The organism is Vibrio artabrorum, assembly GCF_024347295.1.
Taxonomy (GTDB): Bacteria; Pseudomonadota; Gammaproteobacteria; order Enterobacterales; family Vibrionaceae; genus Vibrio; species Vibrio artabrorum.
Genome location: NZ_AP025459.1, coordinates 200,412 through 224,321, shown reverse-complemented (window position 1 = coordinate 224,321; position 23,910 = coordinate 200,412). Strand labels below are relative to the sequence as shown.

General features: G+C 44.1%; 20 protein-coding genes and 1 pseudogene. 12 read left to right on the top strand and 9 right to left on the bottom strand.

Features of this window, described 5'->3' with window-relative positions:
* Positions 1–48 precede the first annotated feature (48 nt).
* The 3 genes from OCU36_RS15160 to dcuC all read left to right on the top strand — a co-directional run bounded on the left by OCU36_RS15160 (position 49) and on the right by dcuC (position 3,599).
* Positions 49–531: a MarR family winged helix-turn-helix transcriptional regulator gene (locus OCU36_RS15160; protein WP_261840380.1), complete on the top strand. Its 483-nt coding sequence runs from the start codon at positions 49–51 to the stop codon at positions 529–531.
* A gap of 471 nt (positions 532–1,002) precedes the next feature.
* Complete coding sequence (gene pepT, locus OCU36_RS15155; RefSeq protein ID WP_261840379.1) at positions 1,003–2,232, top strand: peptidase T; 1,230 nt, start codon at positions 1,003–1,005, stop codon at positions 2,230–2,232.
* 2 nt (positions 2,233–2,234) lie between these two features.
* Positions 2,235–3,599 (top strand): C4-dicarboxylate transporter DcuC, encoded by a 1,365-nt coding sequence (gene dcuC, locus OCU36_RS15150; protein ID WP_261840378.1) that lies wholly within the window; start codon positions 2,235–2,237, stop codon positions 3,597–3,599.
* Between the two features lie 305 nt (positions 3,600–3,904).
* On the opposite strand, the gene OCU36_RS15145 is transcribed toward dcuC, so the two are convergent.
* The 3 genes from OCU36_RS15145 to OCU36_RS15135 form a co-directional block, all read right to left on the bottom strand.
* The gene (locus OCU36_RS15145; protein ID WP_261840377.1) at positions 3,905–4,591 is read right to left on the bottom strand and encodes a DNA-3-methyladenine glycosylase I; all 687 of its coding nucleotides are present in this window, start codon (positions 4,589–4,591) and stop codon (positions 3,905–3,907) included.
* A 196-nt stretch (positions 4,592–4,787) separates the two neighbouring features.
* Positions 4,788–5,414 carry an HD domain-containing protein gene (locus OCU36_RS15140; RefSeq protein WP_261840376.1) on the bottom strand — a complete coding sequence of 209 codons (627 nt, stop codon included), beginning with the start codon at positions 5,412–5,414 and terminating at the stop codon, positions 4,788–4,790.
* A gap of 174 nt (positions 5,415–5,588) precedes the next feature.
* The gene (locus OCU36_RS15135; protein WP_261840375.1) at positions 5,589–6,248 is read right to left on the bottom strand and encodes an HAD family hydrolase; all 660 of its coding nucleotides are present in this window, start codon (positions 6,246–6,248) and stop codon (positions 5,589–5,591) included.
* A gap of 410 nt (positions 6,249–6,658) precedes the next feature.
* Here OCU36_RS15135 and OCU36_RS15130 point away from each other — a divergent pair, with 410 nt between their 5' ends.
* Both OCU36_RS15130 and galM read left to right on the top strand, forming a co-directional pair.
* Positions 6,659–7,987 (top strand): anaerobic C4-dicarboxylate transporter, encoded by a 1,329-nt coding sequence (locus OCU36_RS15130; protein ID WP_261840374.1) that lies wholly within the window; start codon positions 6,659–6,661, stop codon positions 7,985–7,987.
* 226 nt (positions 7,988–8,213) lie between these two features.
* Complete coding sequence (gene galM / locus OCU36_RS15125; RefSeq protein WP_261840373.1) at positions 8,214–9,278, top strand: galactose-1-epimerase; 1,065 nt, start codon at positions 8,214–8,216, stop codon at positions 9,276–9,278.
* Between the two features lie 18 nt (positions 9,279–9,296).
* Here galM and OCU36_RS15120 read toward each other — a convergent pair whose 3' ends face one another.
* The gene (locus OCU36_RS15120; protein WP_261840372.1) at positions 9,297–10,322 is read right to left on the bottom strand and encodes a LacI family DNA-binding transcriptional regulator; all 1,026 of its coding nucleotides are present in this window, start codon (positions 10,320–10,322) and stop codon (positions 9,297–9,299) included.
* Positions 10,323–10,534: 212 nt separating this feature from the next.
* Between OCU36_RS15120 and OCU36_RS15115 the strand changes: the two genes are divergently transcribed.
* Complete coding sequence (locus OCU36_RS15115) at positions 10,535–11,605, top strand: cellulase family glycosylhydrolase (protein ID WP_261840371.1); 1,071 nt, start codon at positions 10,535–10,537, stop codon at positions 11,603–11,605.
* 70 nt (positions 11,606–11,675) lie between these two features.
* Positions 11,676–13,064, top strand: coding sequence for an MFS transporter (locus OCU36_RS15110; protein WP_017069083.1), 1,389 nt, complete (start codon positions 11,676–11,678; stop codon positions 13,062–13,064).
* Between the two features lie 105 nt (positions 13,065–13,169).
* On the opposite strand, the gene OCU36_RS15105 is transcribed toward OCU36_RS15110, so the two are convergent.
* The 3 genes and pseudogenes from OCU36_RS15105 to OCU36_RS15095 all read right to left on the bottom strand — a co-directional run bounded on the left by OCU36_RS15105 (position 13,170) and on the right by OCU36_RS15095 (position 15,082).
* Positions 13,170–13,445: a DUF4144 family protein gene (locus OCU36_RS15105; RefSeq protein WP_372040452.1), complete on the bottom strand. Its 276-nt coding sequence runs from the start codon at positions 13,443–13,445 to the stop codon at positions 13,170–13,172.
* A 140-nt stretch (positions 13,446–13,585) separates the two neighbouring features.
* Entirely contained in the window at positions 13,586–14,377 is a 792-nt protein-coding gene (locus OCU36_RS15100) for a CLCA_X family protein (RefSeq protein WP_017105021.1), read from the bottom strand.
* Positions 14,378–14,480: 103 nt separating this feature from the next.
* A pseudogene (locus OCU36_RS15095) lies at positions 14,481–15,082 on the bottom strand (flavin reductase family protein).
* Between the two features lie 291 nt (positions 15,083–15,373).
* Between OCU36_RS15095 and OCU36_RS15090 the strand changes: the two are divergent.
* The gene (locus OCU36_RS15090) at positions 15,374–15,781 is read left to right on the top strand and encodes a hypothetical protein (RefSeq protein ID WP_261840370.1); all 408 of its coding nucleotides are present in this window, start codon (positions 15,374–15,376) and stop codon (positions 15,779–15,781) included.
* Positions 15,782–16,194: 413 nt separating this feature from the next.
* Positions 16,195–17,568, top strand: a complete 1,374-nt coding sequence (locus OCU36_RS15085; protein WP_261840369.1) for a carbohydrate porin — start codon at positions 16,195–16,197, stop codon at positions 17,566–17,568.
* Between the two features lie 134 nt (positions 17,569–17,702).
* Here OCU36_RS15085 and OCU36_RS15080 read toward each other — a convergent pair whose 3' ends face one another.
* Positions 17,703–18,689, bottom strand: a complete 987-nt coding sequence (locus tag OCU36_RS15080; RefSeq protein WP_261840368.1) for a LacI family DNA-binding transcriptional regulator — start codon at positions 18,687–18,689, stop codon at positions 17,703–17,705.
* Positions 18,690–18,923: 234 nt separating this feature from the next.
* Between OCU36_RS15080 and OCU36_RS15075 the strand changes: the two genes are divergently transcribed.
* The 3 genes from OCU36_RS15075 (at position 18,924) to OCU36_RS15065 (ending at position 22,927) form a co-directional block, all read left to right on the top strand.
* Positions 18,924–20,363 (top strand): sucrose-specific PTS transporter subunit IIBC, encoded by a 1,440-nt coding sequence (locus tag OCU36_RS15075; RefSeq protein ID WP_261840367.1) that lies wholly within the window; start codon positions 18,924–18,926, stop codon positions 20,361–20,363.
* A 162-nt stretch (positions 20,364–20,525) separates the two neighbouring features.
* Positions 20,526–21,485, top strand: coding sequence for an aminoimidazole riboside kinase (locus tag OCU36_RS15070; RefSeq protein WP_261840366.1), 960 nt, complete (start codon positions 20,526–20,528; stop codon positions 21,483–21,485).
* A complete protein-coding gene (locus OCU36_RS15065) occupies positions 21,482–22,927 on the top strand; it encodes a sucrose-6-phosphate hydrolase (RefSeq protein WP_261840365.1) in 1,446 nt (481 codons plus the stop codon). The genes OCU36_RS15070 and OCU36_RS15065 overlap by 4 nt, the downstream gene beginning before the upstream one ends.
* Positions 22,928–23,450: 523 nt before the next feature.
* On the opposite strand, the gene OCU36_RS15060 is transcribed toward OCU36_RS15065, so the two are convergent.
* Entirely contained in the window at positions 23,451–23,831 is a 381-nt protein-coding gene (locus OCU36_RS15060; protein ID WP_261840364.1) for a hypothetical protein, read from the bottom strand.
* Positions 23,832–23,910: the final 79 nt, after the last annotated feature.

The window sequence follows — 23,910 nt, the reverse complement described above, 5'->3', positions numbered from 1 at the left end:
GTTAAACTAGTTTAAAGTAATCAGACTAACAACGGAGCGAGATTGCAAATGGATGCTATCGACCGCGTAGTAGAGCAATGGGCAAAGGAAAAGCCCGAACTAGAAACTGAACCGATGGCAATGATGGGTCGGATTATGCGTATTGCCAAGTATATGGAGACGGAAGTTGCCGTGCTTCATAAAAAATACGACCTGAAACTGGGTGAGTTTGATGTGCTGGCGACGTTGCGCCGGTCTGGAAAACCTTACCGATTGACGCCATCTGAACTGATTGGCTCTATGATGCTGACCTCTGGCGCGATGACCAATCGTCTTGATAAGCTAGCAGCGAAAGGGTTGATCAGTCGTGAGCACAGCAAAGAAGACAGACGCAGCGTGAGTGTTCAGTTAACCCAAAAGGGGCTGATTCTGATTGACCAAATGATAACTGAACATGTCGAAATGCAGAAAAAACTGGTTAAATCATTGTCTGCGAGTCAGAAGAAGAACACCAACCAACTTTTGAAAACATGGTTGAGTGCGTTCGAGTAGTTTTTCGACAACTCATCGTCTAGCGCCAAACGCCCTCCTATTTTCCAGGAGATTGTTATTAGTCTTGTATTTTTTCACAGCATTGAACGGAATATTCTCGTTCAGTTGGATGAATTAAACTGACCAGTAAGTGAGCTACTATGGAAACGAATATGATTAACTCAGCTGAAATATAAGGGGGTTGCCTGGTTAAGAGATAAAAAGGCAGTATGAGAAGTGCTTATTTATTGATCGATTGTTCGGCAGTAAGTTATTTATTCACGAATAATTCAATACAATATACATTGAGTAATTGATTCATTTTATTTTCAAATAAAAAACAATATTTAAACATTCAAAATCTCGAGTTGGGTATAGCTATTTTTGAAAGTTAAATTATCACTTTTAGATTAGGTTTATTGAGATAATAGTCACTCAATCAAGTGGTAAAAATTGTAATATCTTCGTTTTATTAAAACTTGGATTTAAGCAATGAATATAGTGGAGCGCTTTTTAGGTTACACAGAGATTAATACAACCACAAACCAAGCAAACGGTGCCGCAGGCATCATGCCTTCAAGCACTGGACAATACGAATTAGCGTGTTTGGTTAAAAAGCAATTAGAAGAGCTAGGTTGTGTTGATATCGTTCTTCGAGATACCGCTATTCTGACCGCTACTTTACCCTCTAACTCTGAAAAAAAATTACCAACCGTTGCTTTCTTTGGGCATCTTGATACTAGCTCAGAACGCACTGAAGACACGCATGCAGAAGTGGTTCATTATCAGGGCGGAGACATTCCATTATCGACAGGCCCAATTCTCTCTTTAGCAGAACAGCCTGAACTCGCAAATTATATTGGGCAAGAAATCATCGTGAGTGACGGGCAATCATTACTCGGTGCCGATGATAAAGCCGCTATCGCTGCTATTTTAAATGCGTTGCAGTTTTTTAAAGAAAATCAAGACGTCGAACACGGGACGGTAAAGGTAGGTTTTGTTCCTGATGAAGAGCAAGGGCTTCTTGGAGCAAATGCATTTGATGTGAATGAGTTTGGTGCCGATTTTGCTTACACACTCGATTGTTGTGGAATTGGTGAGTTTGTTTGTGAAAACTGGAACGCAGGTAATGCCGTGGTTACATTCACAGGACAATCTGCGCACCCTATGAACTCAAAAGGTAATTTGATCAACTCTTTACTGTTGGCCAATTCATTTATGACCCAATTTCCAGCAAAAGAAACGCCAGAGCATACTGAGGGGCGCGAAGGTTACTATTGGATGAAGAAACTGGCAGGTAACTCAGCGAAAACGGTTCTTAATATGGATATTCGCGACTTTACGGAAGAAGGCTATGCGTATCGTAAAGCCTTTATTGCGGAACAAGTTAGAATATTCAATGAAAGGAACAATAATAGAGCTGTTCTTGAATTGACGGATCGTTATAGCAATGTGCACAATTATCTAAAAGATTCTATGTTGCCTGTTGATCTCGCAATGACGGCCTATAAAGAGAATGGTATAGAACCAAAAGTGATCCCTATGCGTGGCGGTTATGATGGGGCTGTGCTTTCAGAAAAGGGGTTACCATGTCCGAATATATTTACTGGTGCTCACAACTTCCATTCGATATTTGAATATTTGCCGGTTCCATCACTCGTGGCGGCAAGTAATGTGGTTAAGAGCATTATTATTAACTTGACAGAGCATGAAGGTTTATAAATATGGCTCAGTTAATATTAGTTCTTATTATTGTTGTTATTGTTGCCAGAATGATTTTAAAAGGGTATCGAGCAGAGCCTACCTTATTAATGTCAGGAATAGGTTTAATCTTTGCCACAGGGATATTTGGCTGGGGACCGATGCTACCAGCTTCTGTAGCATCAACAAACTTTTCAGGATTTGAGCCGTTTAAATACGTTCAATTTTTAATGGGATACCGTGCTGGTTCGTTGGGTTTAATGATCATGGCATTAGTCGGTTTTGCTGATTATATGAGCCATATAGGAGCGAATGATGTTGTCGTTCGTTTAGCCACCAAACCATTAAGTCGCATTAAAAACAAAAATATCATGCTCTTTTTCGCTTATTGTATGGCGAGTATCCTTCAGCTCGCGATTCCATCAGCAACGGGATTAGGCGTGTTGTTAATGGGTACTTTGTTTCCTGTTATGTTGGGTTTAGGGCTTTCTCGTGGTAGTGCTGCGGCTGTTATTGCTAGCTCATTGGCGGTAAGTTTTACGCCAACCGGTGTCGATGCTATCCGTGCTAGTGAGGCGCTAGGAATGGATTTAATGAGTTACGTTTCTCATTATCAAGCGCCAACATCCATAGCGACAATGGTCGTTATTGGTATTATGCATGTTATTTGGCAAACGCATGTCGACAAAAAACACCCCGAGCAGTTTGAAGCGACAGCAATGGCGGAGTCAAAAGTGGAAGGATCTGCGCCGAGCTATTATGTTATGTTGCCTCTACTCCCTATAATGATGGCGATCGCTTTCTCTAAATTGGTTGTTTCAACGATTAATATGGACGTAACGACGATAGTCTTCGTCTCTATGTTTATCGCCATGCTGTGCGAATGCATAACGAAAAAAAGCTTAAAGGCTGTTTTTGATGGCTTTGGAGTCTTTTCGAAAGGGATGGGAAGTGCGTTTAGCAGCGTCGTCGTTTTATTAGTCGCTGCGGGTGTTTTTGCGTATGGTATTCAAGCGACTGGTGCGATTTCTAACTTAATCATGCTTGCTCAATCGGTTGGTTTGCCAAGTGTCGCTATGACTTTGGTTTTTGCTGTTGTCACTTTAATGGCGGCAGTCATTATGGGGTCAGGTAATGCACCATTCTTAGCGTTTGTTGAGTTAATTCCAACGATCGCAACAAGTATGGGAGCGAATACGGCAGCAATGTTAATGCCAATGCAACAAGCGTCCGCAATTGGTCGTGCGATGTCTCCAGTATCCGCGGTTGTCATTGCTTCAGCTACCGGGGCGAAGTTAAGCCCTTTTGATGTGGTTAAGCGGACATCTGTACCTGTGTTGGTCGGTTTCGTGTTCCATTTTATTATCGTATACGCATTTTATAGCTAAGTTTTGCGTCTATTTATGAAATAAAAAGCACACAGCCACTTTACCTGTTTGCATTAAAGACAAAGACCAGCTGAGTTAACAGCTGGTCTTGAAAAGCAAAGCAAATCTGGACGGGTTCAATACTTTCTATGCGACAGACGCGCAAGACACTTACGTCTTGGATTTGGATATCAAACTTTGTACTGTGTTATCTATACAATACCACCGGATGAAAGTGCGATGCGCCCTGATTTGTTAATGATTTATAACATGCAGTTTGCAGGGAACGGTCTGCAATCTTTAGCTTTAAGCCATATTCAATTCAATTAAACGCGATTATCGCCACAACTGTATGCCACGATCTGGCTGATTTCGCTCAGGCTACGCCCCGACTGTTGCTGCCATTCGTTGAAAGCCTTACTTGCCGCGAGTTGTGCTCGCTTAGTGTTACGACCGCTATCGACGACCTCTGTACTGCGCAGGTGCGCTTCAACATCCGAGGACAAGATGAAGGTGTCTTTACCCATTTGACGCAAGGTGTAAGCGCCCGTGTTGCCACCTAATCGCTTGCCGTGTTTTTTCAGGTAATCCCAAAGTTCTGTGATGCGTTCTGATGGCCAGTCGGCAACCATTTGTGAGAACGAATCAGCGTCACGCTTGGCATTATGAATCATAGTGGCATTGGCAGGGATGGTCATCACCTTAGTAAGGTGACGAATAATGCGCGGGTCTTGCGCTTTCTGCTCCCACATCTCGTTCGGCAGCATAAGCATCTTTTCGATGTCGAATTCAAAGAACACTTCTTCAAATTGCGGCCACTTCTTTCTCACCACATTCCATGAAATACCACACTGGAATACCTTTTCGGTAAAGGCGGCTAGCCAACGGTCGTCGGTGGTTTGCGATAACTCGGCTTGGGAAAGGGGCGCACGAACAATCTTTTCGAGCTCGGCCGCTCCACCTTTACGGTGAGCCGCACGTTGATAAATGGTATCGAATTTTTCTTGGGTCATTGGAGGTTCCAAATTACATCTGTGTAGCCAATGCTTAATGATATGGGGTCAAATTTGGCAATTAAAACGATTCTGTTAACTAAAGCGATTCTGTTAAAACCAGCCTGTTAATTAAAACAAGCTAGCAGAGCTTTAATGCCATCTGATACAAGGGCCATGTTTTATCATTGAACTCTTTCACGTTCGGCTCTTCTTGTTAAATTTCTGAGGCCAGTCTATCAACAAAACCACGCATGTAGTCGGTGCGCTTGTTGGCTTCTAACTTGGCGGATTCTGTATTCATGCTTTCAGCGAGCTTGAACAGCTTTACGTAGAAATGGTCGACGCTGTAATGTTGATCATCTAAGTCACGCTGCTTCGCGAACGGGTCTTCGTGGTTATAGAGCTCGGCCTCGAAGCTTTGGCCCACGTATAGGCAGCGAGCAATGCCTATCGCACCGAGAGAATCGAGCCGATCGGCATCTTGGACGATTTGAGCTTCTAAGGTTTCTGGTGTGATGTTAGCGCTGTAGCTGTGAGTAACAATCGCGTGGTGAATCTCGTCGAGATAAGGCGCGGGATACTCGATGGATTTGAGGAAAGAGATCGCCTTGTCTGCCGCCATTGTCGAGCTTTTGGCTTGGTCTGGGTGGTTCTTGGGAAAGGTGAAACAATCATGAAGGTAAGCGGCAGGCAGAACGACTTCAAGCTTCGCTTGTTCTTGAGTACATAAAACCTTAGCAGTTTTGACGACGCGCTTGATGTGGCTGATGTCGTGCGCCGCATCTTGGGTCATTTCTTGTTGTGCAAAATCAAGCAGTTGACTTTCAAATTTTTCAATCACGCGTCCTTTTCTCCATCTCTAGACGTTATCAATGTTGCCTGTCACTTAGCCTCTGTTTTACATCGACTGTAACAGTTTCTAGTGTGCGTTTTTAGCTTTTATAAAAGGAATAACCACAAAAAACCGACTCAGTAAGTCGGTTTAATATTGGTTTTTATTGGATGTGATGTGCTTTTATGCTGCGGCTTGTTGCAGCAGCGCCAATACATGATGCAGCGATGGGCTGATCGTATGCCCAAGCGCTCTTACTTCTTCACAGGGCTCGACCAAATCTGGGATCTGAAAACTGATCATGTTGGCTGCCACTGATGCGCGAATACCGTTATTCGAATCTTCAAACGCTAGGCAAGTCTCCGGAGCAACCCCTAGGCGCTTTGCCGCAAGCAGGTAGATTTCTGGGTGGGGTTTACCATTGGTGACTTCACAACCCGTGCTTAACGAGGTGAAGTAAGAATCTAGGCCAGCCAGTTCAAGCTTCTTCTTCGCGATATCAAGCTGAGTGGAGGTCGCCACCGCGATTGGAATGTCATTCGATTTTAGCCATTCAAGCAGCTCAATCACGCCATCTTTTACTGGAATGGCTTGGTGCTTAACGATTGCACTGTAGCGAGTGCGCCATTCTTTGTTCAGCGCTGGGTAATCTAAGCCTTCACCGTAGCCATTTCTAAAAATCTGTTCGACGGTTTTTGCGTTACAACCAATGATTCTGAGGTAAACATCTTGCAAAAAAGGAACGCCTTGCGCGCGACACGCTTCTTCAAAAACCTGCATGCAAAGTCGCTCTGTATCGAGCAATAATCCATCCATATCAAAAATAGCCGCTTGAAAATTCATATTCGTGGTTCTTTATCTAGTGTCGTGGTAGGGGAAGTATTTTGGCATAGTGTATCAGGGATAGGCGAGCGAGTGTTGAGCAAAACCTAACAAGTTGTCTATGGGGGAGGCCATTGAATGATTGGCAATACAATTGGTTTTCGCCTTAATAATATCCTTAGGTTATGAGTTTTGTGTTTTATAGAGCATCGTGATCTAACAGATACAATACTGATTATCATAGATAACAAATTTCGGTTAAACCTTCAGCTCACCATTACAATTCATAAACGAACAGGCTTGGTAGCGTGACCATAATCTGATAAAAAGTAATTTGCAGAAGCTTGCAATCATAGTGTGACCAAGCAAAAAGTAAATGTTGCGACTTAGGGACAAAATATCATTAGTCCATATTTTTAGCAGGGTTGCTTATGTTGTATTTCGAGTTTTTATTTTTATTAGTCGTCCTTTATATCGGTTCTCGGTATGGCGGTATTGGCTTAGGGGTTGTTTCTGGAATTGGTCTGGTGATCGAGGTGTTTGTCTTCAAGATGCCGCCAACGTCTCCACCCGTTACCGTAATGCTGATCATCCTCGCGGTTGTGACCTGTGCTTCGATCCTCGAAGCGGCTGGTGGCTTGAAATATATGCTGCAAGTCGCGGAAAGGGTGCTGAGAAAGAACCCGAAACGGGTTACATTGATAGCCCCTTTTGTTACGTACTCGATGACGTTCTTATTGGGTACTGGCCACGCGGTATACTCAATCATGCCTATCATTGGTGATGTCGCATTGAAGAACGGGATTCGTCCTGAGCGCCCAATGGCAGCGGCATCAGTGGCTTCACAATTAGCCATCACGGCTTCGCCAATCTCTGCCGCAGTGGTCTATTACCTCGCGCAACTGTCAGATGTTCAACATTCTATTACACTACTCTCTATCTTGATGGTGACAGTTCCTGCAACGCTGTTTGGCACATTTTTACTTTCTTTATACAGTTTAAAGCGTGGTAAAGAGTTGAATGACGATCCCGATTATCAAGCACGTTTAAAAGATCCTGAGTGGAAAAAGCGCATTGAAAGCACCACCGCGACGTCTTTGGATGAAAAGCTGCCAACGTCGGCTCGTAATGCAGTATTGATTTTTCTATTGTCGATTGTCGTGATTGTTATCGTGGCGATGGTGCCTGAAATCAGAACCATCGTAGATGGCGACAAGCCCATTAAGATGTCAGTGATCATCCAAATGATGATGCTCTGTTTCGGCGGTATCATTTTGTTGGCAACCAAAACAGACCCGCGTGACGTGCCAAATGGTGTGGTATTCAAATCGGGTATGGTAGCAGCGATTGCTATCTTCGGTATCGCTTGGATGTCGGATACCTACTTTCAATACGCAATGCCTCAGTTTAAATCTGGCATCGTGGAAATGGTGACCAACTACCCATGGACGTTTGCGCTAGCGCTATTTATCGTATCGGTTGTGGTGAACTCTCAAGCTGCAACAGCACGTATGATGTTACCGGTTGGCCTTGGCTTAGGATTAGACCCAGCACTGCTTATCGGCTTGATGCCAGCGGTGTACGGTTACTTCTTCATCCCGAATTACCCATCAGATATCGCAACGGTTAACTTTGATGTGTCTGGCACCACTAAGATTGGTAAGTGGTACTTCAATCACTCATTCATGTCGGTGGGTTTAATCGGTGTGGTCGGCGCATGTTGTTTAGGCTACGCACTGGCACAGATTTTTATCGCTTAATCTAGCTCTTTATCACTTAATCTTACTTTTTGACGCTTAATTAAACCAGCGATAACGAGATAAGAAACGAAAACAGCGCCTACTGAGGCGCTGTTTTTGTTTCTGACGCTTGAAAAGTTATGTGAATTAAGCAAAAGGCAATCTAGGTCAAAATATTAGCTAATATTATTAGTTGCAGATGAGTAGTGGTGATATAACGCTATTTTTGTGAGACGAAGAGGCACTAATGATTACTAACTTTGAGCAATTAGAGCAAGACATGGCATCCACGCCATCGTTTGATGGTCAGTTAGCTAAACTGGTTCACCTTACGAACAGCAATGGAATGAGTGTATCCTTCATGGATATTGGAGCTACTTGGCTGAGTTGTTCTATACCAGTGAATGAAGAAGCTCGAGAGGTGTTACTTCGCTCGCCCAATATGGCTGAACATATGGAGCAGAACGCTTATTTCGGGGCGATTGTTGGGCGTTTTGCAAACCGTATCGCTAAAGGCCAATTCGAACTTGAAGGGAAGCGCTACCAACTCGGGGTTAATAATGGTGAAAACTCATTACATGGTGGAGTAGAGGGCTTTGATAAAAAGCGTTGGAGCATTGTTGAACAAAGTGCACAAAAGGTAGTGTTTACTCTTCATACCAAAGATGGTGATCAAGGGTATCCGGGTAATCTTGGTGTCAAAGTTACCTATTCTCTAACGGATGACAACCAAGTATCTATTTCTTATGAAGCCAATACTGATAAGACTTGCCCCGTTAATTTAACCAATCATGCTTACTTTAATTTGGCTGGTGAGGCTTCTGGTTCGAAAAGCTTGGATCATGTATTACAGTTGAGTTCAGGCCATTATTTACCGACAGATCAAGGCTTAATACCAACGGGAGAAATAAAGGCGGTTAAGGATACGAGTTTTGATTTTTCACACGCAAAGCTCATTGGGCGGGATTTTCTGACTGAGTCGGACCAGAAAATGGCTGGTGGTTATGATCATGCGTTTGTGTTTCAGCCTGAAGTGACCGATGGAGAGTCGGTTGCAGCGGTTCTGGTTGCACCTGCAAAAGAAGTCGTGATGAAGGTAAAAACGACGAAGCCTGCTATTCAGTTTTATTCGGGTAACTTTCTTGCAGGGACGCCTGGTAAGAGTAAAAATTATGAGTTGTACGATGGTCTTTGCTTAGAAACCCAATATTTTCCAGATGGTCCTAATAAACCAGAGTGGGGAGCTAACCGCGGGCTCCTGAAGTCTGGAGAGCTTTATCAACATCAGACGGTTTATCAGTTTGAGTTTTAGGCCCTAACTATCGGTGGGCTATGTGCCCACCTTATCCGATGGTGTTGAGGATGTACGAATAATCAATTCTCCTTCCACTTTTCGTCTACTGGACAACAAAGGCTGATCCTCAATTTGCGCCATTAAGGACTCAACCGCTAGCTTGCCCATATCTGAGTAAGGTAATTCAACGGATGTTAACGCAGGAAAACTTTCCGATGCGATTTGTTGGTTATCGTAGCCAACGACCGCGACATCTCGAGGGATCTTAAGTCCTAGTTCAGCTAAGGCTTGGTAACAGCCCATTGCCATGTAATCACTTCCGCAAAAGATGGCTTCGGGTGTTTGAGGCAACTTAAACAATGCTAATGTCTGTTGATGTGCTTCTTTTAAAGACCAACTAGCTTCAGCTAAGTAATCACTATTTGGGATAATGTCCGCATCAATTAGCGCCTGACGGTAGCCTTCGCTTCGCTGTTGACTTGCCAGCATCCAATTCTCGCCTGTGAGCATAGCAATGCGACGATAGCCTTGCTGCGTGAGGTGAGAAACGGCTTTGTAAGCACCAATCATATCGGCAGGCAAAATACTTGGTGTATCACTAAGGCTTTCATTGGTGCAATTTAAGAGCACTGTTGGTAGCGTCGTATTAACTCTTTGTTGTTCAAGGTCTCGAGTCATACTCGATGCATAAACCAAACCTGCGTAATCACCGCTGTTGATTTCCGCCTCAATCTTACTCGCTAGTACTTCATCGTGGCTGTAATTGAAGATCACTAAAATAAAGTCGTTCGCCCAAGCCTCTTCACGCGCTGAGTTTATAGCATCAATAAAAGGGTCATAACTCGATAACCCGTTGACAACCAGTGCTATTTTATTAGGTCGACCCAGCGCATGAGCGACTTTCTTATTTTTGTAGCCAAGTGATTCGGCGGTATCGAGCACTTTACTTTTTGTGGTGTCTGCAATTTTTACAGACGTTGAACCATTAAGTACCAGTGATACCGTTGATTGAGACACACCTGCCGCTGCAGCAATGTCACTCATAGTGATTTTTTTAGCCATCGTAAATTTCAACTCAACTTAGTTAGCTAAAGATATTAGCTAATTATCAACTTTCGATCACCTGTTAAAGATGGGGATCACGAAAAGTTGTCCGAGCAGTCTGATAGTTGTGATCGTTCACGCGTTTTTAATTTTAGATAGTAGCGCTAAAAATTCAGCTCATTATATTAGCTAATATTATTAGTTAATAATTTAGTTTCAAGGTGAGTAATATGAAAAGATGGTCTGAAGACAAAGCGTGGCAATGGCAACAACAACATGGATGGCTACGTGGATTTAATTACTTACCAAGGACGGCTGTAAACTGGAACGAAATGTGGCAAGCAGACAGTTTCGCTCCAGAGATCATGGAAGAAGAATTAGCATGGGCAAAACAGGTAGGTTACAACACCCTTCGTACCAACCTGCCTTTTATCGTTTGGCAAGCAGACCGTGAGGGGTTACATGCTCGTATCGATCGATTTTTAGATATCTGTGAACGTAACAATATCAAAGTCATGCTAACGCCAATGGATGATTGTGGATTCTCCGGTGACCATCCGTATCTAGGTCAACAAAAAGCCCCCGTCCCTGACCTGCATAATAGCCAAGCTGCGGCCAGCCCAGGTCGTAATGTTGTGATGGATAAGTCACAGTGGGGTGACGTTGAAACTTACATCCGTGACATTCTCTCGACTTATAAAAACGACCCGCGTATTGCGATTTGGGATCTGTACAACGAGCCAACCAACCGTATGATTTTTACACCCACTGGTGAGCTAGCTTACGATGAAGAAATGGAGACGTTCAGCCACGAGTTGATGGAAAAAGCGTTTGAGTGGGCGCGCGATGTGAACCCGACTCAGCCGCTAACGGTGGGTGCATGGCATTGCCCTAGTATTCTCGACCGTAGTTTGCCTATTTTTGAACATCCAACCGATCGTCGAGCGATGGAGCTATCAGACATTATCACTTTTCATGCTTATCTTCCGTTGGATTTGTTCCATGAAGCGCTGGAAGTTGTGCAAGCGCACAACCGTCCGATGATGTGTACCGAGTGGTTAGCACGTCATGCACAATCTTCCTTACATGAACAGCTGCCAATTTTTAAAGCTAAGAATATTGGCTGCTATCAATGGGGATTAGTGAAAGGTAAAACACAAACGCACCTTCCTTGGCCTGAAATTAAACGCAATGACGCTAACTATGCCAGTCAGTGGTTCCACGATCTGCTTGATGAGCAAGGACAGCCATATGATGCAAGCGAAGTACAGTTGATTCAAACACTCGCAGAGGTGGAATAACTGTCATTTAGCCGGCCTAGAGAAAAAGGTCGGCTTCTAAACTAGAATCAAATCAATCGAGACGTGAACAATGACTACTATAAAAAATAGATTAAACAATAGAGAGCTGATTTCTTATTTCGGCTATGGCGTGGGCCAATGCTTTAGTTTTGGCTTGGTTGGCTCGTTCATCTTATACTTCTACACCGATATTCTCGGTATTTCGCCGATTGCTGCGAGTACCATATTTCTTATTGCACGAGTGTGGGATGCTGTTAATGATCCGTTGATTGCTGGCTATATGGATACGTTAGAATCTCGCTTCGGTAAGTTCCGTCCCTACATGTTGTTTACTCCGTTTTTGATTGTATTGGTGACCATCGCTGCCTTCTATAATATCGATGCGGACATGTCGACTAAAGTGATGTATGCGGGTATCACTTATATTCTGTGGGGTACCCTTTACACCATCTCTGATGTGCCATTTTGGTCAATGTCGTCGGTGATGACTGATGAGCCTCAAGAGCGTGCCAAAGCAGCAACGTGTGCCATGTTAGGTGTTAATGCTGGTATTGGCGCAACGCTGGTTATTTTTCCTAAATTAAGCGCATTTTTTGCTGATGGTCGTGCTGATCAAGGTTACTTACCTGCTGTTATCGTATTGATGGTGGCAGGTCTGCTGTTTATGCTGAACGGTTTTTACAATACCAAAGAGCGTATTTCGACGGCGAGCTGTGAAAAAGTAACACTGAAAGATACTTTTCAAGCGGTACGTAAAAACAAGCCATTATTCTTCATCTTGGCTGCATTCTTTATGAATGTGTTCTTTAATCTAGTTAATGGTTTATACATTTTCTTTTTCACCTACAACATGGGCGATGCAGGTTTAGTTTCATTGATTGGTACTATCACTTTAGTCAGTGCTATCGCGTGTTTAGCGACGCCAATCCTAACTAAACGGTTCAAGAAGAGAGATATCTTTATTGCTCTATGTGTGTTGGAAATTATCGCACGTGTTGGTTTTTATCTAACAGGTTATGACAACACAACGGTGGTGATGATGTGGCTGGCAGTAGTAACGGGGCTCTTTATGATGACTAACCCGCTTATTTCAGCGATGATTGCAGATACCGTTGAATACTCTTACTACCATAGTGGTAAGCGTACAGCAGCGATAACTTTCTCTGGCCAAACATTTACAGGTAAATTATCCGTTGCGGTAGCAGGTGGTTTAACAGGTCTGATCCTGACAACTATTGGTTATGTTCCAAATGCGGACCAAACAGAAACAGCATTGAATGGCATGTTCTTTTGTATTGCTTTACTGCCGGCTTTAGGGGCTTTGGTACGTATATTTATTATGTCTCGTTATACCTTTACTGAAGACCAGCATGCAATTTTACGCGAAAAACTTGAGCGTGGTGAGTTTGCTGAAGGGGTTGTTGATAAGTCAGGAATTACGCACAAAGCGACGTCTTAGTTGTTGAGGTTATTACCACTCATTGCATCCTAGAAAACAGCGCCTAAATTGGCGCTGTTTTTGTTTGTTCTGATTCGAATCTAGGTTTTGAATTAATAACCAATCTTAACGAGGCTCAAATGCCAAAGATTGAATTGCTTCTTCAATCGTTAGGAAGTGGATCTTCATCAGGCACACTTCGGCCTTCTGGAACTCATGATTTCGAATCAGTTTAGTCACGCTTTCAACCGAATACTGCTCGGCTCGTTTAGCTAAACCCAGTTGGTTTGAGTTTGATTGTAGCGAGTAGCTGTCGCCAACTGAATCTATGAGATAATCCTCTTCACCCAAGATCATATCTGAGCATTTTGCTTGAAAATCGTTCTCGGATGCGACGTAAATAAGCTCATCATCACCGTCGAGTTTTACCTAAGATGGCCAACTGATCATTACTGCCTCTAAATCATGGATGTTGAAGTGTATGTCTGGACTATAAACACTTTTCGCTGATGGATCATCTCTTACCTCTAACGACTCGAACGTTACTTACTTAAAGATCGACCTAACGGCGCGAAATAACCTTGAAGCGCTTCATAAATCTCTTTGCGATGCGTGAGGTCTGGATAGAGAGGGAACATATCCGGCTTGGTCGTGCCATCGACTAAGTAAGAATTCTCGATATCTGAACAGGATTCAATCGTAGCTTCAAAGGCTCGCGCCATCATTTCTGTTGGTAGTGAAAAGTAACGAGCCGACGTTGCCTTGTCTGCAATAACGCTGCGCGCAACGTAGTCGTGTTTATCTAGGTTGTTGTCACTGAGTAGTGTGGCGTCGAACACAGACATCAAACTTTCGTTTAATGGATGAGGCCTTACCTTTCTATCGTGTAGCCAACAATCACTGGCGAACAAGATTTGCTTGCGTGGACCGGAGGTGTCACCAATCTCAAACGCCTTTTCGGCAATGTAGTGGTCAAATGCATGCCAGAACTCATGCGCTAATGCACCTGCACCTGCGTTTTTAGCGAGGGCTAACTCTCTTTGGTTTGGCGCATAGTGTGCTTGTACGCCTTTTCTGCCACCACTGCCGAACGCTAAACCTAATGTGCCACGCAAGCCAATTGCTTCTGGCGGCAGAGCCAAGATGTAAGCCAAATCTGCTAGCGAATCGAATATCAGATTCGCGGCGAGCTCTTTCTCTTCTTTAGTGACCCAAGCGCCCACACGAATGCTGCCCATACCGAAGGTCTGTTTGATGTCCATGAAAGACACCTGATCGCCATGCCGATAATCAGGGCCTTTGCGCGTTTTGTATTTAAAGTGGGTTAACTTCAAAGGATTCCTTGGAAATGGGCGTAGATTTAATTTAGCTCTGTTGTGTGCGTATTAGGTGCTGATGTGAAAATTAGCACCTTTGTGAGTAAATTACCGAACAAAATTACCCTAAATTCAGCTCACGAGCGTCCCATGATGTTGGGTTTCCTTCACGAGTTAGCGGAAACAGAGACTTATTTGACTTGGCATAGCTTAGACGGTGTAGCCTTTGGGTGCGTGGATCGTTATAACTTCACCGATCAATATTTGCGTTTGATTGCTTTCGATTGTGATCTGTTCTTTGAACGCTAACCCTATCTTTAAACTGCTCTCCAAGACGAATGGAGCGGGGAACATGTCGTCATAATAGGCCGTTAAGCCGACCGCGTTGAATTCTGATACCGGTTTAGGGTAGCGAGCCGAGGTTTGATGGGCCTTTTTAACAAAGTCAGCACCAATGCTGTTAATGGTGAAGTACTTAGTGTCTAGAATGTTTTCTAGCGTATGACGGCGGCTTTTGTCGGGGCGAACAATAAAACCGACCAGCGCGGGAGCAGACCCTAGGTGAATGACAGAACTTACCACAGCAAGATTTTCTAGCCCTTGTTTATCACGCGTACCAATTAGGTTTGCGCTTTTGAATCCTGATAAGGAGTTAATTAGGCGAGCGCGCTCACGTTGATCCATTGCTTGGATGTCTTGCCTTGAAAGGGTCATGTCCTTCATATCTTCTTTTCTTCTCATTTTTGTTATCTTCGAGCATGCTCACTAAAGAACTTAAATATACGAAGAATCCGCTTTTATCGATCAAAGAGTCTGCGGCTACATGCTTGGATGTTTGAGAAAGTGCTTGGATGTTTAAGAAAGGAAGGGATCTTAGGATACTTGGTTAGCGTCCTAGCAAAGGAATGATGAATTAGCAGTAGTACAAAGATACGAAGTCGCTAAATTTGTTATTGCAGTGGTTTGCTATTGAGCGATACCATATACGACTGTTTTATCGATAAAGATTATACAATGTCAGATGAAAAGCTCGCGCTAGAGTGGATGCGCCAACAAGCGCACAAAATTGATCCGTATGTTATAAATCCATCATTTGATGAATGTGTTGAACTGCTTGAACCTGCTTTCAAAAAGGGAAAAAGTGTCGCGCAGCTAAAATATCTATTATCAGAAGCGGATCGCCGTGCGGGTGCTGCAGAGCGCAAACATGCTGCTTTAAAGTTCGCCAAAGAGAAAAGCCCAAAGGCAGGTCAAAACCTTCGTCTTCAAAGTAAGCTCCAGCAAGTGCAGTTAGCGTTAAAGCTAGCCACTGGTGATAACAACATGACCATATCGCAGTTTTGTTCTGAGTATGATGTTAGCAAGCGAGACGGCAACGATGCATGGAATGAAAAGTTGGTTGAGCAGAACAAAAAGAAGTAATTTTCGCCATGCCTTATGCTTTCTAATCTAAGGTTCGATAAGTTTCAGTTGTTCATATACTCATTTTAACCCCCTATCAATCAACATCATTCAATGGCATTTCAAACGTTTGAAAAATTTATTTTTCTTAGGTTTCGCTAAAGTACATCAATGTGCGCGAGACACCGTTTTTCGTTCATTCATTCACTTCACTTGTGACAAAGTTATCAGAATTATGCATTCTCGGTAACGTTCCCGAAAGTATCGATCTATCATCCAGCTAGATACAAAATCTGTAGAAATCAATACAACTGATTTCTATTTCTTCTTCGATATTAAGCTTGTGCATCAAAAGTATGAGTTTAAGTGCGCTTACGAATTATTTCGGGAACGTTTGCAGTTTTATCCAAAATAATTAACGTGAGAACATCAGAATGAAACGACACACTTTAGCGGTTGCTGTAACAATGGGGCTAATGACAACATCGGTATTAGCAAGTGAAGATGTTGCGGCATTAGAGCAACGTATTAATGAATTAGAACAAAGGGTTGTACAAACGGAACAGGCCTCCACCGAGGCTAATGAAAATGCTTCTTTGTTTGAGTTTCACGGCTATGCTCGTTCTGGGTTATTGATCAACGATGACCTAAACGGTGCGACAGGCACTGGACCTTACATGACGGCAGCAGGTGCCATTGGTGCGCCAATTGGACGCCTTGGTGTTGAAGATGATCATTACGTTGAAGCGAACTTGATTCATAAACGATTTGCAGACGATGGTTCTAGTGCTTTGTTTCGCATCATGTTAGCCGACAGTACCGAGACAAATAACGAGTGGACTGCCAGCGAAAGCCAGTTGAATGTACGACAAGTGTATTCAGAGCTGAATCGCCTGAGTATGTTCTCTGAATCTGAAGCGTTTTCTGAAGCAACGTTCTGGGCAGGTAAACGATTCGATCGCGATAATTTTGATATTCACTTTTTCGACTCGGATATTGTCTTCCTGTCAGGCACTGGCGCAGGTGTTTACGACGTTCAAATGAGCGACGACTGGAAAGCGAGTTTCTCTATTTACGGTCGAGATTTTGGTGAGATTGATAGCTCATCAACCGATGTTGAAAACTACATTGCAACCATGAATAACCGTATTGGCCAATGGCAGGTGATGCTGAGTGGCATGGCGTCAGCAGACAACGACACCCGACTACATGGCGCAGCGAAAAGCGGTGTACACGCTATGCTAGCGTACCATGGAGACAGCTTCTTTGGTGTGAGCGAAGGCTTCTCTAAAACAGGTATGTTGGTGGGTAGCGGTTTAGGTGCGGAGCTAAAAGGCATCGGTTCAAATGGTGATCTACTGGATGATGCAAAAGCTGTTCGTCTATTCAGCTACGGTGTGACTCGCATTGGCGACAACTGGCGTTTAGCGCCGGCACTAATGGCAGAGCATAGCCAAGACCGTCTGAAGAAGAATGATGAGTTCACATGGGCTTCTTTAAACGTTCGATTGGCTCAAGAGTTCACAGAGAACTTTGAGATGGTTTACGAAGGTTCACTGCAGTACATGGATTTGGACAACGCGACCGAGCAAGCGAGCGGCGGTTTCTACAAAGCGACAATTGCACCAACACTAAAGCTTTCGACCAGCACCGGCTTTTTTGACCGACCAGAACTGCGTTTCGCTGTGAGCTATGTGGATTGGAGTGAAGATCTGAATGGTTACTCGATCAGCACTGACGCGGATGCAGCAACGATGGGAGAGGGCGGTGAGGTTCTATTTGCACTGCAGATGGAAACTTGGTTCTAATGGCTCGATATATCGTTTAGGTAGAGAGTGTTAATCATGATGTGAGATTCACATCGTCAAATGCCAACCTTATCGTTGTTAACTCGAGGGTTGGCATTTTTATTTTGGGAGCACTTGATCTCTGAAATAAATCGCTAGCAAGATTCTCGATCAATGGTGGTGAAGGTCAGCACCATTTTACTCATTTCAAAACCTTTTTTCTCAATACGGTCGAGTAGCAGCTTGGCTCCATTTTCTCCCGCTTTATCAAACGCATAGTTAAACGTAGACAGCGTTGGCGTACAGACAGAAGCCAGCTCATCGTCACCCACACCGAGCACCAATATGTCTTTTCCAGGAACAAGCCCCGCTTCCTGAATCGCTCTGATCGCACCGATTGCGATACGGTCAGTAGCGCAGAATAGGCCGTCGAGCTTGGTGTGCTCCTTGAGATAATGCTTAGCCAGTTTGTAGCCAGAATCGATGGTGAAGTCGCCACGGGCGTGAAATTGCAGTGCGAGGTCGCTAAATTGAAGTGATTGAGCAAAGCCTTCCGATCTCATCTTATCCACCGCAATATCATCGCCTTGTACGCCTATGAACCCCATGTATTGACAACCCTTCGAGATAAGGCGGTTGCCTGCTTCAAACCCTACACGAGTATCGTCGTGCACAATGCTTGGGATGTTAAACATTGAACCGTCTTGACCAACCAACACCACGGGTACGGCAGAGCTTTGAATCGCTTTGACCAATTGGTTGTCGAGGTGGGTCGCGTACAGGATGATGCCTTCAACACGCTTCTGGTTAAATATCTGAATGTATTCAAGTTCTTTGTGGTGTGTTTGGTGCGTGCTCGCTAATAAAACATGCTTGCCTGCTTGCTCTAATACTGCGGTTAAACCGTCGACACCTTGAGCGGTGGCATGGGAAGAAACCCTAGGAACAATCACGCCAACGAGGTTGGTTTTCTGAGACTTTAAGTCTTTAGCGACTTGGTTTGGGAGATAGCCACACTCTTCAACCGCTTTGCGCACTTTAATCTTGGTCGCGTCTTTTACGCCATACTCATCATTGATTACTCTTGAGACCGTCGACTTGGAAACTCCAGCGAGACGAGCGACATCATGAAGACTAGCCATTATAAATTATCCATTATCATTTTAGTTTTGGGATTGTTTGCAAACGAGCCATCAAATTTCCCTGTTTATTCGGAGATTTTAACCCTCTCGCCTCATCCAGGGGAGATAATTTAAAGATCATCCTCACACTATTGAGCAGTTATCTTTGATCATTTGTTATTTCTAAGCAAAAATTTGTTTTGCAAACGTTCCCGAAAGTTCAAAGGCACAAATGATAATCCAATGGGGTATGTAATGAATTATCCAAAAATAGCAAAAGAGCTGCTCACTCTATTAGGTGGTAAAAGTAATATCACGGCACTCGCGCACTGTGCGACTCGTCTGCGTCTTGCCGTTGCTGATCAAGACAAAATTGACGAACAGGCAATTGATAACCTAGAAGGGGTCAAAGGCCAGTTTAAAGTCGCGGGTCAATATCAGATCATCTTTGGTTCAGGCATCGTCAACCAAGTTTATGCAGAGATGGCAAAACTGACTGAGATGACGGAAATGTCGACCAATGATGTGGCGGCGGCAGGGGCTGACAACCAAAATATCGTGCAGCGCGCAGTGAAAGGCCTGTCTGATATATTTGTCCCAATTATTCCTGCGATTGTTGCTGGTGGTTTGTTGATGGGTATCTACAACCTATTGACGGCTCAAGGCTTGTTCATTGATGGCAAATCTTTGATCGACGCGAATCCGAGCTTGACTGACTTAGCAAACATGATCAACACATTTGCTAATGCTCCTTTTGTTTACTTACCTATTTTATTGGCATTTTCAGCGAGTAAGAAGTTTGGTGGTAACCCATACCTTGGTGCGGCTTTAGGGATGTTAATGGTTCACCCAGATCTTCTGAATGGTTGGGGCTTCGGCAGTGCATCGGTGACAGGCAATATTCCGGTTTGGAACATTCTGGGCTTCGAAATTGAGAAAGTGGGCTATCAAGGTTCAGTGCTGCCAGTGCTCGTTTCTGCGTTTATTCTTGCGAAAGTAGAACTTGGTCTACGTAAAGTCGTGCCTTCAGTTCTGGACAACCTGCTAACACCGCTATTGGCTATCTTTGTGACTGGCCTACTGACATTCACGGTAGTGGGTCCATTTACACGTGATATTGGCTTCCTACTGGGTGACGGCCTAAATTGGCTATATAACAGTGCTGGTTTCATTGGTGGGGCGGTATTTGGTTTGATTTATGCGCCATTCGTTATCACAGGCATGCATCATAGCTTTATCGCTATCGAAACTCAGTTGCTTGCGGATATTGCAACAACGGGGGGCACGTTCATTTTCCCTATCGCAGCGATGTCTAACGTGTCACAAGGGGCGGCGGCGCTGGCTGTTGGTTTCATGACTCGCGATACCAAAATGAAGAGTATTGCGATTCCTTCAGGCGTCACTGGTTTACTCGGTATTACAGAGCCAGCCATGTTCGGTGTGAATCTAAAGCTTCGCTATCCATTCATTGCTGCGGTTTGTGCCGCTGCGGTTTCAAGTGCTTTCATCACCATGTTTCATGTGAAAGCACAAGCGCTTGGTGCGGCTGGTATTCCCGGTATTATCTCAATATCGCCGGAAAAAATCGGTTACTACGTGGTCGGTATGATTATCGCGTTCGTCACGGCCTTTGCACTGACCGTTGTTTTAGGGCTGCGCGAGCGTAATAAACAAAACATTAAAGCAACGGCTTAACGTTTCTCCCTAGAAGTGAAGTCCCCCTTTTCACTTCATTTCCTAAGCTTTAGGGTGCTAGCTAGGTGATTTGGCTTAGCTAGCCTTTTTATATTTTTACATGACAATGTGAACCGTTATATCCATTCACTTGTCATGATTTTCAGTTTTAAGGTAAGAAAGATGAATCAAGTTTGGGTAACGGGAGACGCTGTCGTCGACCTCATTCCGGAGACAGATAAGACATTGTTGAAATGTCCGGGTGGTGCTCCTGCCAATGTCGCGGTTGCTATTACTCGTCTTTTAGGCAAAAGCGCCTTTTTCGGCCGAGTGGGTAACGACCCGTTTGGCACCTTTATGGAAGTGACTCTGCAAAACGAAGGTGTGAATACCGAACGTTTGGTGAAGGATCCTGAACAGCGAACGTCAACGGTGGTGGTGGACCTTGATGACCAAGGTGAACGCAGCTTTACGTTTATGGTGAAGCCAAGTGCCGATCAGTTTATGTCTGTGGATGACATTCCTAAGTTTAAGAAAAACGAGTGGCTACACGTCTGCTCAATCTCTCTGGCTAATGAGCCAAGTCGAAGCAGTACCTTTGAAGCCATCCGACGCATGAAAGCGGCTGGTGGTTACATCAGCTTCGATCCAAACCTTCGTGATGAAGTGTGGCAAGATCCCTCAGCAATCAAGTCTGTGGTCATGCAAGCGGTAGCGTTGGCGGATGTGGTTAAATTCTCGGAAGAAGAGTTGGATTTCTTAACCTGTTCAACGTCGATGGAGCAAGGTTTGGCTCATATTGCAGATCTTAACAACACGCTTGTTCTGGTTACACAGGGTGCGAAAGGCGTATGGCGAGTATTTGAAACGCAAGGTGTGTTGATGTCAGGTCGTTCAGTGACGCCAGTGGATACTACAGGGGCAGGCGATGCTTTTGTTGGTGGCTTGCTTGCAAAACTTTCTCAACATGATGAGTGGAACAATCAACAAGTCGTCGATTCTGCAATTCAGTGGGCGAATGGTTGTGGTGCACTGGCGACAACGCAAAAAGGCGCAATGACCGCACTTCCAACGCAAGAAGCTCTAACTCAGTTTATTCAAAAAAACTCTTCAAATACGAATGCCGTAGAGGAGAGTGTATGAGTTTGAACTCGAACTGGACAGTAGAGCAAAGATATCGCCGTATAGAAGATATTTCTCAAGAGAGTATTGATGCGATGGTAGAGCTTCGCAAACAAGACTCTGGCTATCCAAGCTACCATGTTGCGCCTAAGTTTGGCCTGCTCAATGACCCAAATGGCTTGTGTTTCTTTAATGGAGAGCACCACTTATTTTATCAGTGGACGCCGGTTGGTCCTGTCCATGGCATGAAGTATTGGTACCACCTTTCAACCAAAGACTTCGTTCATTTCGAAGACCACGGCATTGGCCTACACCCAGACCAAGATTACGATTCTCACGGTGTTTATTCTGGTGGCGCATTGGTTGAAAACGGTAAGGCACTGTTGTTCTTTACGGGAAATAAACGTGATGAAAACTGGCAACGAATTCCAACTCAATGTTTTGCCAAGATGTCTGCCGACGGCAAAATAGAAAAGCACGGCGTGGTTATTGAAAACGAGCACTACACTGAACATTTCCGCGACCCAAAAGTGTGGAAGCAGGGTGACGATTACCTGATGGTTGTGGGGGCTCAAACACCTCAGGAAACAGGTTCAATGGCGCTATATCGCAGCCGTGACCTGATGAATTGGCAGCACAAAGGCCCAATTCAAACTCGTTACAACAACCTTGGCTATATGTGGGAGTGTCCCGATTTCTTTGCAATAGACAATCAGTCGGTGATGCTGTTTTCTCCGCAAGGCGTGTCGAGCAAAAACCCATACGACTTCAAAAATATCTATTCTGTGGCTTACATTGTGGGTGATCGCCTGAACCTAGATACGGCGGAATTGGAAAATCATCAAGACATCGCGCAGCCGGATTACGGCTTTGATTTCTACGCCCCACAGACTTATTTAGATGATAAAGGTCGCCGTATTATGATTGCTTGGATTGGTCTGCCAGAGATTGACACACCATCTAACGAACATCAGTGGGCGGGTATGTTGTCGTTACCTCGCGAACTTCACATCCAAGATGGCTATCTTGTTCAGTCTGCTTTACCTGAATTGAAAGTGCTACAGGGTGAAGCGGTTACGGTTGAAAATGTTCTTGAACTGGATACGACCAGCTTCATGGTTGAGATCGAAACGGATGCGGACGAGTTTGAGTTTACACTTGCCAACGTTGCGGGTGATAACATCGTGTTCAGTGCGACAAATAAGGCGTTCACTCTCGATCGTAGCAAGATGTCTAAACTCTACGCTGAAGACTTTGGGTGTGTGAGAAAAGCGCCGAGGTTGAGCATCAAGCAAACCATCGAGGTTTATGTCGACAAGTCGGTCATCGAAATCTTCATCAATGGCGGTAAACATACCATGACCAGCCGTTTCTTCATTGATGATTTAAGTGTGCTGTCCATCAAAGGTGACGTAAAAACCGTTTACCATTCGATGAGCCCAATGACAGGGCTAGATGATTAAGCCCTCTTTGTTTCACCAAAAAGCCGCTGCTCATCAACAGCGGCTTTTGTTTGAGTCTGTTGCATCGTATTGTGTAGGCTTTCCGAGCTTATCCGTGCCCCAAGTCAATTCGGAGCTGAGACTTTCTTCCTCTTCCCTAACCAAATTTTACGATACTTTGTCAGCAGCACTGTCTAAACGCTGAGATAGTCATTCTTTCCCAAAAAATTTGTATGCTGACGAGCAACACTCCATACAAAGAATGAATCATTTGATGGTTTATTCGGCATTGAGTAGCACTCGGTGGAAAAGGGAAAGCAATATGGAAAAAGGAATGTCTCGAAAAACGCGATATAACGTTACAAAACAACTATTAGTCTTAAATAATACAGCAGATATTTTACGAATCGACAGCAAGAAGTGATGCTTGGCGCATCAGAATTAAACCGACTTGCTCACCTTGAGAATATACAATAGCTAACGAGTGGCTTAATGACGTCAAAAAACAAAGTCTCTGAGCACTGTAACAAAGCCCTTTGAATTGTTATTCTAGGTTTTTTAAGTCCGATGTATCGACACTCTTTAATGCTTTTTTTGCCTCATTGTCAGGATTGGTCACTTCAGACTTTGGATGATAGCTAGTCGCGACGCTTTTACCGAATGATCTTGCATTATCTTGTAGTCTTTTCCCCTCAGACTCACCTGCGATCCAACCTTGCTGATAATCAACATCGGATTCATAACGCTTTTGGTCCTTAATATAGGTTTCAAAGTTATTGCCAGCTTCTTGTATACCACTGTGTCTGCCATCATGAAAACCTTGCACATAAGCCATGTTATGTCCGCTTTCAATTAGGGTACTGTCGCTTGTTCCGCAGCCCGTAGAAATAACCATAAAAAATAGTAGTAATATGAACTTTGCCATATTTGACCCTCTCGAACGACTGATATGTTTAACAATAGTTCAAGAGCCTTGATGAGTCGAGCCATGACAAGTAAAGAGC